The organism is Enterobacter cloacae complex sp. 2021EL-01169 (assembly GCF_020733125.1).
GTDB classification, from domain to species: Bacteria; Pseudomonadota; Gammaproteobacteria; order Enterobacterales; family Enterobacteriaceae; genus Enterobacter; species Enterobacter roggenkampii.
On sequence record NZ_JAJFTC010000006.1, the window covers coordinates 59848 to 72861 of the forward strand.

The 13014-nt window shown below is 58.4% G+C and carries 13 protein-coding genes and 1 other annotated feature; of the genes, 9 read left to right on the forward strand and 4 right to left on the reverse strand.

Features of this window, described 5'->3' with window-relative positions; genetic code table 11:
- The first annotated feature begins 28 nt into the window (after window positions 1–28).
- The gene (gene yidA, locus LLF79_RS15875; RefSeq protein WP_008500165.1) at window positions 29–841 is read left to right on the forward strand and encodes a sugar-phosphatase; all 813 of its coding nucleotides are present in this window, start codon (window positions 29–31) and stop codon (window positions 839–841) included.
- Between the two features lie 50 nt (window positions 842–891).
- Complete coding sequence (locus tag LLF79_RS15880) at window positions 892–2121, forward strand: DUF3748 domain-containing protein (RefSeq protein ID WP_227879854.1); 1230 nt, start codon at window positions 892–894, stop codon at window positions 2119–2121.
- Here the strand turns inward: LLF79_RS15880 and LLF79_RS15885 are convergent.
- Window positions 2118–2450, reverse strand: a complete 333-nt coding sequence (locus tag LLF79_RS15885; protein ID WP_021242679.1) for a YceK/YidQ family lipoprotein — start codon at window positions 2448–2450, stop codon at window positions 2118–2120. The genes LLF79_RS15880 and LLF79_RS15885 overlap by 4 nt on opposite strands.
- 249 nt (window positions 2451–2699) lie before the next feature.
- Window positions 2700–2771 (forward strand) — a sequence feature (ROSE (Repression Of Heat Shock gene Expression) occurs in the 5'-region of heat shock genes and acts as an RNA thermometer to modulate expression.).
- On the opposite strand from LLF79_RS15885, the gene ibpA reads away from it, so the two are divergent.
- The 3 genes from ibpA (at window position 2765) to LLF79_RS15900 (ending at window position 5574) form a co-directional block, all read left to right on the forward strand.
- Window positions 2765–3175: a small heat shock chaperone IbpA gene (ibpA, locus tag LLF79_RS15890; RefSeq protein ID WP_008500162.1), complete on the forward strand. Its 411-nt coding sequence runs from the start codon at window positions 2765–2767 to the stop codon at window positions 3173–3175. Its footprint overlaps the feature before it by 7 nt.
- A 136-nt stretch (window positions 3176–3311) precedes the next feature.
- The gene (gene ibpB / locus LLF79_RS15895; protein WP_008500161.1) at window positions 3312–3740 is read left to right on the forward strand and encodes a small heat shock chaperone IbpB; all 429 of its coding nucleotides are present in this window, start codon (window positions 3312–3314) and stop codon (window positions 3738–3740) included.
- 172 nt (window positions 3741–3912) lie between these two features.
- Window positions 3913–5574, forward strand: a complete 1662-nt coding sequence (locus LLF79_RS15900) for a putative transporter (protein ID WP_227879855.1) — start codon at window positions 3913–3915, stop codon at window positions 5572–5574.
- Here LLF79_RS15900 and LLF79_RS15905 read toward each other — a convergent pair.
- Window positions 5542–6288, reverse strand: coding sequence for a GntR family transcriptional regulator (locus LLF79_RS15905; protein ID WP_008500159.1), 747 nt, complete (start codon window positions 6286–6288; stop codon window positions 5542–5544). The two genes, LLF79_RS15900 and LLF79_RS15905, sit on opposite strands and share 33 nt — an antisense overlap.
- A gap of 221 nt (window positions 6289–6509) precedes the next feature.
- Between LLF79_RS15905 and LLF79_RS15910 the strand changes: the two genes are divergently transcribed.
- From LLF79_RS15910 to LLF79_RS15925, 4 genes are all read left to right on the forward strand, one after another.
- A complete protein-coding gene (locus tag LLF79_RS15910; protein WP_063453319.1) occupies window positions 6510–8132 on the forward strand; it encodes an alpha-glucoside-specific PTS transporter subunit IIBC in 1623 nt (540 codons plus the stop codon).
- Entirely contained in the window at window positions 8129–9451 is a 1323-nt protein-coding gene (locus tag LLF79_RS15915; RefSeq protein WP_227879856.1) for a 6-phospho-alpha-glucosidase, read from the forward strand. The genes LLF79_RS15910 and LLF79_RS15915 overlap by 4 nt, the downstream gene beginning before the upstream one ends.
- A 92-nt stretch (window positions 9452–9543) precedes the next feature.
- Window positions 9544–9891: a YidH family protein gene (locus LLF79_RS15920; RefSeq protein ID WP_024907384.1), complete on the forward strand. Its 348-nt coding sequence runs from the start codon at window positions 9544–9546 to the stop codon at window positions 9889–9891.
- Window positions 9881–10228, forward strand: coding sequence for a DUF202 domain-containing protein (locus tag LLF79_RS15925; protein ID WP_021242685.1), 348 nt, complete (start codon window positions 9881–9883; stop codon window positions 10226–10228). The genes LLF79_RS15920 and LLF79_RS15925 overlap by 11 nt, the downstream gene beginning before the upstream one ends.
- 83 nt (window positions 10229–10311) lie before the next feature.
- Here the strand turns inward: LLF79_RS15925 and dsdA are convergent, their stop codons facing one another.
- Window positions 10312–11598: a D-serine ammonia-lyase gene (gene dsdA, locus LLF79_RS15930; RefSeq protein WP_177316953.1), complete on the reverse strand. Its 1287-nt coding sequence runs from the start codon at window positions 11596–11598 to the stop codon at window positions 10312–10314.
- 17 nt (window positions 11599–11615) lie between these two features.
- Window positions 11616–12953 (reverse strand): D-serine transporter DsdX, encoded by a 1338-nt coding sequence (dsdX, locus tag LLF79_RS15935; RefSeq protein WP_025910722.1) that lies wholly within the window; start codon window positions 12951–12953, stop codon window positions 11616–11618.
- Between the last annotated feature and the right edge of the window lie 61 nt (window positions 12954–13014).

Below are 13014 nucleotides of genomic sequence, written 5' to 3' on the forward strand. Positions count from 1 at the left end.
GGCAGCACTCATTTATCCCGGGGAACTCATGGCTATCAAACTTATTGCAATCGATATGGACGGCACGCTGTTGCTGCCAGACCACACTATCTCTCCAGCCGTTAAGAACGCGATCGCCGCGGCACGCGCAAAGGGCGTGAATGTGGTCCTCACCACGGGGCGTCCGTATGCGGGCGTGCACAGCTACCTGAAAGAGCTGCACATGAATCAGCCCGGCGACTACTGCATTACCTATAACGGCGCGCTGGTGCAGAAAGCCGCAGATGGCAGTACGGTTGCGCAAACCGCGCTAAGCTACGATGACTACCGGTTCCTGGAAAAACTGTCCCGTGAGGTGGGTTCCCACTTCCACGCTCTCGATCGCAATACGCTTTACACCGCCAACCGTGATATCAGCTACTACACGGTACATGAATCCTACGTGGCGACCATTCCGCTGGTGTTCTGTGAAGCCGAGAAGATGGATCCGGCCACCCAGTTCCTGAAAGTGATGATGATCGACGAGCCGGAGATCCTGGATAAAGCGATTGCGCGCATTCCGGCCGAAGTGAAAGAGAAATACACCGTGCTGAAAAGTGCGCCGTACTTCCTTGAAATCCTCGATAAACGCGTCAATAAAGGCACTGGCGTGAAATCGCTGGCCGACGCGCTGGGCATCAAGCCGGACGAAATCATGGCGCTGGGCGATCAGGAAAACGACATCGCGATGATTGAATTCGCGGGCATGGGCGTAGCGATGGATAACGCTATTCCGTCGGTGAAAGAAGTGGCTAATTTTGTCACCAAATCCAACCTCGAAGACGGCGTGGCTTACGCCATTGAGAAGTTTGTGCTGAACTAAACACCCGCTTGCGATACCCTGATGCGAAAACCGCGCATCAGGGTATCCTCATGAAACAAATCACCTTCGCTTCCCGCAACCACCAGCTTACTAACATCAATACCTGGACGCCGGACAGCCAGTGGCTGGTCTATGACGTGCGCCCGTCAGGTGCATCGTTCACCGGTGAAACCATCGAGCGGGTTAATGTTGTTACGGGCGAGGTCGAGGTGATTTATCGCGCTACTGACGGCGCGCACGTTGGCGTGGTGACCGTTCATCCCGCGCAGGAGAAATACGTCTTTATCCACGGCCCGAAAAACCCGGATGCGGACTGGCACTATGATTTTCATCATCGCCAGGGGGTAATTGCGCATCACGGGCAGGTGAGCAACCTGGACGCAATGGATATCACTTCACCGTTCACCCCGGGCGCGCTGCGCGGCGGCAGCCACGTCCATGTCTTCAGCCCGAACGGCCAGCTTGTCAGCTTTACCTATAACGACCACGTGCTGCACGTGCGCGATGCGAAGCTTGATTTACGCAACGTCGGCGTGGCGGCGCCTTATGGCCCGGTGAATCCGCCGGGAAACCATCCTCGTGAATACCCGGGGACTTACTGGAGCGTGCTGGTCAGCCGCACGACGCCCAACCCGCAGCCGGGCAGTGACGAGATTAACCGCGCCTACGAAGAGGGCTGGGTGGGCAACACCAGGCTGGCGTTTATCGGCGATACCCTGTCTGCAACAGGCGAGAAAGTGCCTGAACTGTTTATTGTTAACCTGCCAGAAGATGAACAGAGCTGGAAACGCGCGGGCGATGCGCCGCTTCAGGGCACCGCAGAGACCCTGCCAGCCCCGCCTGCTGGGGTGAAGCAGCGTCGTTTGACCTTTACGCATCAAAGGGCCTATCCGGGCCTGGTGAACGTGCCGCGTCACTGGGTTCGCAGCAACCCGGAGGGGACACAGGTCGCGTTTCTGATGCGCGACGATAACGGCATTGTGCAGCTGTGGCTGATCTCACCTGATGGCGGCGAGCCGCGCCAGCTGACGCGTAACGGGAGCGATATTCAGTCTGCGTTTAACTGGCATCCGGCGGGTGACCGGCTGGGGTTTGTGCTCGAAAACCGGATCGCCTGCTGTGACGCGCAGACCGGACAGGTGACGTTTTTGACGTCCGATCACGGCAATCCGCCGTCTGCGGATGCCGTCGTATTTTCCCCGGACGGGCGCTTTATTGCGTGGATGGAAGAGACGGACGGTTTCCGTCAGCTCTGGTTAGCGGAAACCGCGCAGAACTAGCGCGGCGGCATCTCTGCGGGCGGAATGACGGCGTTTGTCGCCAGATTTTCCTGCTCGCTTTTCTCTACCCGTGAGCGCACGGAGTCGTCCTTACGGAATAAATCCCACGGCAGCAGAAGCGTGTCCGCCACAGCCGTAAACGGCATATCCAGGATAACCAGGGATTTGGTGCCCCAGTTTGTATCGTCATCGGAGATCATCGCCGCGCTGGCGCGCGTCCCCGGATATGTTCCTTCTTTACCGCCGGTGTGAGACATCACGCTCGAACACCCGCAAAGTAAAACTACCCCGCTGAACGTCGTCAGCTTTATCAGAACATTTTTCATCATCACTCAGTCATCGTTAATGGCACTGCATAGACCTGCAACTCAGGGTTATAGCGAGCCTTATCCAAAATGGATAGCCCGATAACCCCGCACTGTGGCAGCCATCGCAATTTAACCCTTTGTGCTGTTGTCCCAGTCTATGCGAGATGCAGGAAAGTGCAAAAAAAAGTGCAGTTGTCATGCTTGAAAAGCCCGGTTGCAGACCCATTTTAAGAATACGACCCGATAACGAACTCGCCTGATGGGTGTTCGGGGGGCGTAAAGGCCTGTCCATGGTGGAAGGCTTACTTTTCTCGCTGATTTCAGGAGTTTTATTTATGCGTAACTTCGATCTTTCTCCGCTGTACCGTTCTGCAATTGGTTTTGACCGCCTGTTTAACCATTTAGAAAATAACCAAAGCCAGAGCAACGGTTACCCTCCATACAATGTTGAGCTGGTTGACGAAAACCACTACCGCATCGCCATTGCCGTCGCCGGTTTTGCAGAAAATGAACTGGAGATCACCGCCCAGGACAACCTGCTGGTGGTGAAAGGTTCCCATACGGCCGAGCAGAAAGAACGTACCTACCTTTACCAGGGCATCGCTGAGCGCAACTTTGAACGCAAGTTCCAGTTAGCTGAGAACATTCATGTGAAAGGTGCAAACCTGGTCAACGGCCTGCTGTTTATCGAACTGGAACGTGTGATTCCGGAAGAGAAAAAACCGCGTCGTATCGAAATTAACTAATTATGCGGGTCGCGCGAGCGGCCCACCCAGACCTGCTTGCCGTAACGGGAGCATATGCGAATCCATCAGGATTTGCAGGAACAACTGCGCACAAAATTAAACTGTGCCGAACTCGCTTCTCAGAAGGAGATTTTGTATGCGTAACTACGATTTATCCCCCTTACTTCGTCAGTGGATTGGTTTTGACAAACTGGCTAATGCCCTGCAAAACACCGCCGAGCAACAGACGTTTCCGCCGTACAACATCGAAAAAAGCGACGATAACCACTATCGCATCACCCTGGCGCTGGCTGGCTTCCGTCAGGAGGATCTGGATATTCAGCTCGAAGGCACGCGTCTGACCGTGAAAGGTACGCCGGAGAAACAAGAGACCGAGACCAAATGGCTACATCAAGGGCTGGTTAATCAGCCGTTTAGCCTGAGCTTTACCCTGGCAGACCATATGGACGTCTCCGGCGCAACGTTTACCAACGGGCTGCTGCATATTGACCTGACCCGTAACGTACCGGAAGCCATCGCGCCGCAGCGTATCGCCATTAGCGACCGGCCGGCGTTGAATAGTTAACAAGCCCGCCGAACCTGTAGGTCGGGTAAGGCGCAGCCGCCACCCGACACTGCTCACAGACCGCACAAGGCCCTGCCCCGGCAGGGCTTTTTTGTGCGCCATCGCCCATACAACCGCCCACGGCTCTGAGAGAATCCTTAGCATAAGTAAGGTTATGCCAAGGAAGTGGATCATGAGTGATATCGCGTTAACCGTCAGCGTGTTGGCCCTGGTCGCTGTTGTTGGCCTGTGGATAGGGAATATCAAAATCCGCGGCGTCGGGTTTGGGATTGGCGGGGTGCTGTTTGGCGGCATTTTTGTTGGCCACTTTGCCGACCAGCTCGGGCTGGTGCTGAGCGCCGAAATGCTCCACTTTACCCAGGAGTTCGGCCTGATCCTGTTCGTTTATACCATCGGGATTCAGGTGGGGCCGGGTTTTTTCGCCTCACTTCGGGTCTCCGGATTGCGGCTCAACCTGTTTGCTCTCGGCATTGTGGTGATGGGCGGGCTGGTCACCGCCATTCTGCATAAAATCTTTGCTATCCCGCTGCCCGTGGTGTTGGGCATTTTCTCCGGGGCCGTCACCAACACGCCCGCGCTCGGCGCGGGGCAGCAAATCCTGCGCGATTTGGGCATCGAATCCGGCATCGTCGACCAGATGGGGATGAGCTACGCCATGGCCTATCCGTTTGGTATTTGCGGCATTCTGCTCTCCATGTGGCTGGTCCGCGTCCTGTTTCGCATTAACGTCGATAAAGAGGCGAAGGACCACGAAACCACGCTCACCAACGGCCATATGCCGATCAAAACCATCAACATTCGGGTCGATAACCCCAACCTGAACAATATGGCGATTCAGGACGTGCCGATTCTGAACAGCGCCAATATTATCTGCTCCCGCCTTAAGCGCGACGATATGCTGATGGTGCCTGCCCCCGGCACCATTATTCAGCAAGGCGATCTGCTGCACCTGGTGGGCCAGCCTGGAGATTTGAACAATGCCCGTCTGGTGATTGGTCAGGAAGTGGATACCTCGCTCTCAACGCGCGGCACCGATATGCGGGTGGAACGCGTTGTGGTAACCAACGAGCACGTCCTTGGCAAAAAAATACGCGATCTGCAGGTAAAAGAGCGTTATGACGTCGTGATCTCCCGCCTTAACCGTGCGGGTGTCGAGCTGGTCGCCAGCCCGGAGGCCAGCCTGCAGTTCGGGGATATCCTCAACCTGGTTGGGCGCCCGTCTTCCATCGACGCCGTCGCGGATATGGTGGGTAACGCCCAGCAGAAACTGCAGCAGGTGCAGATGCTGCCGGTATTCATCGGTATCGGGCTTGGCGTGCTGCTCGGTTCTATTCCTGTGTACGTGCCGGGCTTCCCGGTGGCGCTCAAGCTGGGCCTGGCGGGCGGGCCGCTGATTATGGCGCTGATCCTCGGGCGTATCGGCTGCATCGGTAAGCTCTACTGGTTTATGCCGCCGAGTGCCAACCTGGCGCTGCGCGAGCTGGGCATCGTGCTGTTCCTGGCGGTGGTCGGGCTGAAGTCCGGCGGGGATTTCGTCGATACGCTGATCAAGGGCGAAGGGATGAGCTGGGTCGGCTACGGCATCTTTATCACGGCGATCCCGCTGCTGACGGTGGGCATACTGGCGCGGATGTTCGCCAAAATGAACTACCTGACGCTGTGCGGCATGCTGGCGGGCTCCATGACCGATCCGCCCGCGCTGGCCTTTGCCAATAACCTGCACACCACCAGCGGCGCGGCCGCGCTCTCCTATGCCACCGTCTACCCGCTGGTGATGTTCCTGCGCATCATCACCCCGCAGCTACTGGCGGTGCTGTTCTGGGGGATGAGCTAGTAAATCTTCCGGGTGGATGCGCCGCAGATGGTAGTCCACCTGGTAATCACTGGTATTTCGGAACATCACGGAATAGTTGAGGAACTCGCCGCTGTCGCTGTAGGAAAGGGAGGTGATACGCAGCAGCGGCGTCTGTTCCGGCAGGTTCATATAACCGGCCAGCTGCTTATCGGCCAGCACCGGCGTCAGGCTCTCGTAGTTGCCGCTGATGGTGATCCCGCACTCCTTCTCGATGTAATCAAACTTTGACCCTTCAAGATGCGCCAGCGACAGATTGCGAAACAGCTTCACCGGCATAAAGCTGTCCTCCAGCATCAGCGGTTTTCCGTCCACGTAGCGCACCCGCCGGGAAAAGTAGATCCGCTCATCCACCTGAATTCGCAGCTGGCTGGCGATGGCGGGCGGGGCGGGCATCACTTCAAACTGCAGCACCTTGCTCTGCACCTCTTTTCCCTGCTGACGCAGCACCTCCACCAGCCCGGTCAGGTTGGTGGTTTCGTGGTGAACGTCTTTGCGTGACACAAACGTGCCGCTGCCGTGCCGCCGTTCAACCAGCCCCCAGCTCACCAGCAGATCCAGCGCCTTGCGGATGGTCATTCGCGCCACGCCAAACTCCTGCGCCAGCGCTTTCTCGCCCGGCAGCGGACTGCCGATGTTGTAGTCCGATGAATTCAGCCGCAGCCGCAATCTGTCAGCAATGGATTTGTAGATCACCAGTAGACCTCTCTGCCCTTATCAGGGCGTGGATGGCGTCCTGACATGTCCATATTTACCGTAAAAAGTAGACCTGATTGGTCAAAATAAAACCATGAATGCGATCACGAATCGCAGCGGCACGCCATGTTCGCGCATCAGTAAGTTCTTATGCTCACCTCAGGCCAGCAAAAAACCATAAAGGCCTCTACCCCTACAGGTTGTTTCATGAGGATTTAAAAATGCTCAGTCAAATACAACGTTTTGGCGGTGCCATGTTTACCCCGGTGTTGCTGTTTCCGTTCGCCGGGATCGTGGTGGGAATCGCCATCATGCTTCGCAACCCGCTGTTTGTCGGCGAAGCCTTAACGGCCCCCGATCATCTTTTCGCGCAGATTGTTCACATTATTGAAGAGGGCGGCTGGGCGGTGTTCCGCAATATGCCGCTGATTTTTGCCGTCGGCCTGCCGATTGGCCTGGCGAAGCAGGCCCAGGGCCGCGCCTGTCTGGCAGTACTGATTAGCTTCCTGACCTGGAACTACTTCATCAACGCGATGGGAATGACCTGGGGCCACTTCTTCGGCGTCGACTTCTCCGCCGAACCGACGGCGGGAAGCGGGCTGGCGATGATTGCCGGGATTAAAACGCTCGATACCAGCATCATCGGTGCCATCGTGATTTCAGGCATCGTCACCGCCATCCACAACCGCTATTTTGACAAGCCGCTGCCGGTGTTTCTGGGGATTTTCCAGGGCAGCTCGTTTGTCGTTATCCTCGCGTTCTTCGTCATGATCCCCTGCGCCTGGCTGACGCTGCTGGGCTGGCCGAAAGTGCAGATGGGCATTGAGTCCCTGCAGGCGTTCCTGCGTTCTGCCGGTGCGCTGGGCGTATGGGTCTATACCTTCCTGGAACGCATTCTGATCCCAACCGGATTGCACCACTTCGTCTACGGTCCGTTCATCTTTGGCCCGGCGGCGGTGGAAGGGGGGATTCAGGTCTACTGGGCGCAGCACCTGCAGGAATTCAGTCAGAGCACCCTGCCGCTGAAAACCCTCTTCCCGGAGGGCGGGTTCGCGCTGCACGGCAACTCCAAAGTGTTTGGCTCGGTCGGGATTGCGCTGGCGATCTGGTACACCGCGTCGCCGGAAAACCGCGTCAAGGTCGCGGGGCTGCTGGTCCCGGCCACGCTTACCGCGGTGCTGGTGGGTATTACCGAACCGCTCGAATTTACCTTCCTGTTTATCTCGCCGCTGCTGTTTGCCGTTCACGCCGTGCTGGCGGCCACCATGGCAACGGTGATGTACACCTTCGGCGTGGTCGGGAACATGGGCGGCGGCCTGCTGGACCAGTTCCTGCCGCAAAACTGGATCCCGATGTTCCACAACCACGCCTCGACGGTGTTCACCCAGATCGGCATTGGCGTCTGCTTTACCGGAGTTTACTTCGTGGTCTTCAAAACGCTGATTGCGCGTCTGAACCTGAAAACCCCGGGCCGGGAAGAGAGCGAAATCAAGCTCTACAGCAAGGCCGACTATAAGGCGGCACGCGGGCAAACCACCGCTCCGGCCGCGGCCAGCCAGCAGGTCGGGCAGGCAGCCGGGTTCCTGCAGGCGCTGGGCGGCGCGGCCAACATCGACAGCATCAACAACTGCGCCACCCGCCTGCGCATCGCCCTGGTCGATATGGCGAAAACGCAAAGCGATGACGTCTTCAAAGCCCTCGGCGCCCACGGCGTGGTGCGACGCGGCAACGGCATTCAGGTGATTGTCGGTCTGCACGTTCCTCAGGTGCGCGACCAGCTGGAATCGCTGATGAAAACCCCCTTAACGAATGAACAAACCACCCTGACAGAGGCTATATCATGAAAAAATTCTCAGTTGTCATTGCAGGCGGCGGCAGCACCTTCACGCCTGGTATCGTCCTGATGCTGTTAGCCAACCGTGACCGTTTCCCGCTGCGCGCCCTGAAGTTCTATGACAACGACGGCGCGCGTCAGGAAACCATCGCCGAAGCGTGCAAAATCATCCTTAAGGAGCAGGCCCCGGAGATTGAATTCAGCTATACCACCGACCCGAAAGCGGCGTTTAGCGATGTCGATTTCGTGATGGCGCATATCCGCGTGGGCAAATACCCGATGCGTGAAAAGGATGAAAAAATCCCGCTGCGCCACGGCGTGCTGGGCCAGGAAACCTGCGGCCCGGGCGGGATCGCCTACGGCATGCGCTCTATCGGCGGCGTGCTGGAGCTGGTGGATTACATGGAGCAGTACTCCCCGAACGCGTGGATGCTGAACTACTCCAACCCGGCGGCGATTGTTGCGGAGGCCACGCGCCGCCTGCGTCCGAACGCCAAAATTCTCAACATCTGCGATATGCCGATCGGCATTGAAGGGCGCATGGCGCAAATTGTCGGCCTGAAGGACCGCAAAGAGATGCGCGTGCGCTACTACGGCCTGAACCACTTCGGCTGGTGGACGTCGATTGAAGACCTGAAAGGTAACGATCTGATGCCGAAGCTGCGCGAATACGTGGCGAAATACGGCTATGTTCCACCTTCTGACGATGCGCACACCGAAGCGAGCTGGAACGATACCTTCGCCAAAGCCAAAGACGTGCAGGCGCTGGATCCGGACACCATGCCGAACACCTACCTGAAGTATTATCTGTTCCCGGACTACGTGGTCGCGCATTCCAACCCGGAACGCACCCGCGCCAATGAGGTCATGGACCACCGTGAGATGCATGTATTCAGTTCATGCCGGGCGATTATCGAGGCGGGCAAATCCTCCGCCGGTGAGCTGGAAATCGACGAACACGCGTCGTACATCGTCGATCTGGCAACCGCGATTGCCTTTAATACCCAGGAACGCATGCTGCTGATTGTGCCCAACAACGGGGCCATCCATAATTTTGACGCCGACGCGATGGTGGAGATCCCGTGCCTGGTAGGCCATAACGGACCGGAGCCGCTCACGGTGGGCGATATTCCACACTTCCAGAAAGGGCTGATGAGCCAGCAGGTGGCGGTGGAAAAACTGGTGGTGGATGCCTGGGAGCAGCGCTCGTACCAGAAGCTCTGGCAGGCGATCACCCTGTCGAAAACCGTGCCGAGCGCCTCCGTCGCGAAAGCGATTCTGGATGACCTGATCGAGGCGAACAAGGATTACTGGCCAGCGCTGCACTGATCGTCCTGACCGGCATCGCCCGATGCCGGTCTCCTTGTCCTTGTTGATTTACGCTATGCTGAAGCCTGCCCGTAGCTCGACAAGGAACCTTCATGAAAATTTCCCGCCTCGGCGAAGCGCCGGACTACCGCTTCTCGCTGGCTAATGAACGCACGTTTTTAGCGTGGATCCGCACCGCGCTGGGGTTTCTTGCCGCCGGGGTGGGGCTCGACCAGCTCGCGCCTGATTTCGCCACCCCGCTGATTCGCGAGGTGCTGGCGCTGCTGCTGTGCCTGTTCGCGGGCGTGCTGGCGATTTACGGCTACCTGCGCTGGCTGCGCAATGAGAAGGCGATGCGTCTGAAGCAGGATCTGCCCTATACGCGCGGGTTACTCATCATCAGCGCGATTTTGCTGGCGGTGGCGGGCGTGGTGATGGTGCTGGTGTTCTATGGCGGATAGTCGCAAAGCGCGACGCGAAGCGGACCCCGGCCTGCAGCCGGAGCGGACGTCACTCGCCTGGCTGCGCACGCTGCTGGGGTATGGCGCGCTGATCGCCCTGGCGATTAAGCACAACTGGCACCGCACCGGGGTGCCGTTCTGGATCTCGCTTGTTGTGCTGGCGCTGGTGGCAATCGTTTTATGGCGCTATACCCGCAGCCGTAACCTGATGGACGTAGCGCAGGACGACTTTGTGCAGCCGAAGGCGGTGCGGGATAAGTTCCTCATCGCCCTGGCCGTGCTGTCGCTGTCTTTACTCTTCGCAGTGACTCACATTCAGCAAATTGTGAGCTTTTAAAGCCCGGTGGCGGCTACGCCTTACCGGGCCTACAACTGCCGCGAACCGTAGGCCGGGTAAGGCGCAGCCGCCACCCGGCAGAATTACTGCCCTTTAGCCAGATACTTCGCCATCTCGTCTTCCGGCACCATGCCGCCGCCGGTCGCCCACACCAGGTGGGTAACGCTGGCATCTGAAGGCACGCGCAGCGGTCCGGCCATGCCCGCCAGCGCGGACGGTTCCAGACGAATGCCTTCCTCCTGCGCCAGCCAGCCGAGCATATCGTACATGCTCTGGTCGGAAAGCGTATAAAACCCGTCGAGCAGGCGCTCCATCGCGCGGCCCACGAAGCCGGACGCGCGTCCTACCGCCAGACCGTCCGCCGCCGTCACGTTATCAATGCCCAGGTCCTGCACCGCGATCTCATCGTGCAGGCCGGTGTAAACGCCCAGCAGCATGCACGGGGAGTGCGTTGGCTCTGCGAAGAAGCAGTGAACGTTATCGCCAAAGGCCAGCTTCAGGCCAAACGCCACGCCGCCAGGGCCGCCGCCGACGCCGCACGGCAGGTAGACGTACAGCGGATGATCGGCATCCACCACGCGGCCCTGAGCGGCAAACTGTGCTTTCAGGCGCTCGCCCGCCACCGCGTAGCCCAGGAACAGGGTGCGGGAGTTTTCATCGTCAATGAAGAAGCAGTTCGGATCGCTTTCCGCCGCTTTGCGTCCCTGCTCCACCGCCACGCCGTAATCCTGCTCATATTCCACGACGATGACGCCGTGGCTGCGCAGTTTGGCTTTTTTCCACTCGCGGGCGTCGGCGGACATATGTACCGTCACCTTAAAGCCGATGCGGGCGCTCATGATGCCGATGGACATCCCCAGGTTGCCGGTTGAGCCTACCGCAATGCTGTACTGGCTGAAGAAGTCCTTAAAGCGCGGCTCCAGCAGGATGCTGTAGTCGTCTTCAACGCTCAGCAACCCGGCGTCCAGCGCCAGTTTTTCCGCGTGGGTCAGCACCTCATAGATACCGCCGCGCGCTTTAATCGAGCCGGAGATTGGCAAATGGCTGTCTTTTTTCAGCAGCAGCGTGCCGGGAATGGATTTGCCAGATTCTTTCTCCAGCCGCGCCCGCATTGCCGGGATGGCGACCAGTTCGGATTCAATAATCCCACCCGTTGCGGCCGTCTCCGGGAAGGCTTTCGCCAGATATGGCGCGAAGCGTTTGAGGCGCGCATGGGCATCGTCCACGTCGGCTTTGGTCAGCCCGACATAGGGCAGCCCTTCTTCAAGCGTGGTGGTGTTCGGGTTAAGCCAGGCGGTTTCTTTCAGGGCAATCAGATCCTCAACCAGAGGAAACTGTGCGGTTAAAGTGGTGATAGTTGCGTTTTCCATAATACGTCTCTTCGCGCTCAGATAATGAAAGAAAGCAGGAATGTGCCGCCAAGTGCAAGCACCGAGGCGATAAACGTCGCCGTCGTATAGTATTTGAAGGTCTCATTCAGGGTCGCGCCGCAGTATTGCTTCACCAGCCAGAAGAGGGAATCGGTCACGATCGTGCAGCCAATGGCGCCGGAACCGATGGCAATGGTGATGATCTCCGGGCTGACGTTCGGGTAGAGCGGCAGCATCGGCGCGACGATGGCCGTGGCGCCCATCATCGCGACCGTGGCGGAGCCTACGGCGGCATGCAGCACCAGCGCCACCAGCCAGGCGAGCAGGATAGGGTGCATGTGCAGGTTCGAGAGAATTTGCGCCAGCGAGTCCGCCAGTCCGCTGGTTTTCAGAATGGCGTTGAACGCGCCGCCCGCGCCGATAATCAGCAAAATGTTGGCGATAGAGCCAAAGCCGTGCTCCGTATGGGTCAGCATCGCGCCCATGCCCATATGCTGGCGGATGCCCAGCAGGTAGTAGGCGACAAACACGGCGATAAACATGGCGGTGATGGGGTTGCCGATAAACTCCAGCAGCGTATACAGCGTGCCGTCTTTTGCCATATTCAGTTCAGCGATGGTCTTCACCAGCATCAGGGCAATCGGCAGCAGCACCGTAAACAGCGTGGCGCCCAGCGACGGCAGGGTATGCTCCTCCCGCACCTTCAGGTCTGAAAATTCCGCCGGAACCGGTTTAAACGGCAGACGATTGCCGAGCAGCTTCAGGAACAGCGGGCCGCCGACCAGAGAGGCCATCAGGCCCACCAGCAGGCCGTAGACGATTACCGTCCCAACGTCCGCCCCTAATTTATTGGTCACAAACAGCGCGGCCGGATGCGGCGGCACCACGCAGTGCACCGCCATCAGCGCGGTACAGAGCGGAATGGCCAGCTTGAGCAGCGACGTGTGGGTCTTTTTGGCGATGGAAAACGCCAGCGGGATCAGCAGGACCACGCCCACTTCCACGAACAGCGTGATCCCGCAGATCAGGCCCACCAGCACCATAATCACGTCTGCTGACAGCCAGCGGCAGCGCTGCAACGTAATCCCGATGCGCTCTGCCGCGCCGGAAACCTCCATCATCTTGCCGAGAATGGTGCCCAGACCAATCACCGCCGCCAGGAAGCCCAGCGTACCGCCAATCCCGCTCTCAATGGCGTTTACCATATCCAGCGGGCTCATTCCCATCATTGCCCCGACGAAAAAGCTCGCCAGCAGCAGCGCGAGGAACGGGTGAAACTTCAGTTTTACGATGGTTAAAACAATCAACACAATGCTGACCAGCAGCGTTGCCACAACCCAGACCTGAGATCCCATATCTCACCTCACCCTTATGTCATCTGGGGGTATTGGACGAAAAAGCGGCGTGGGCTGACAA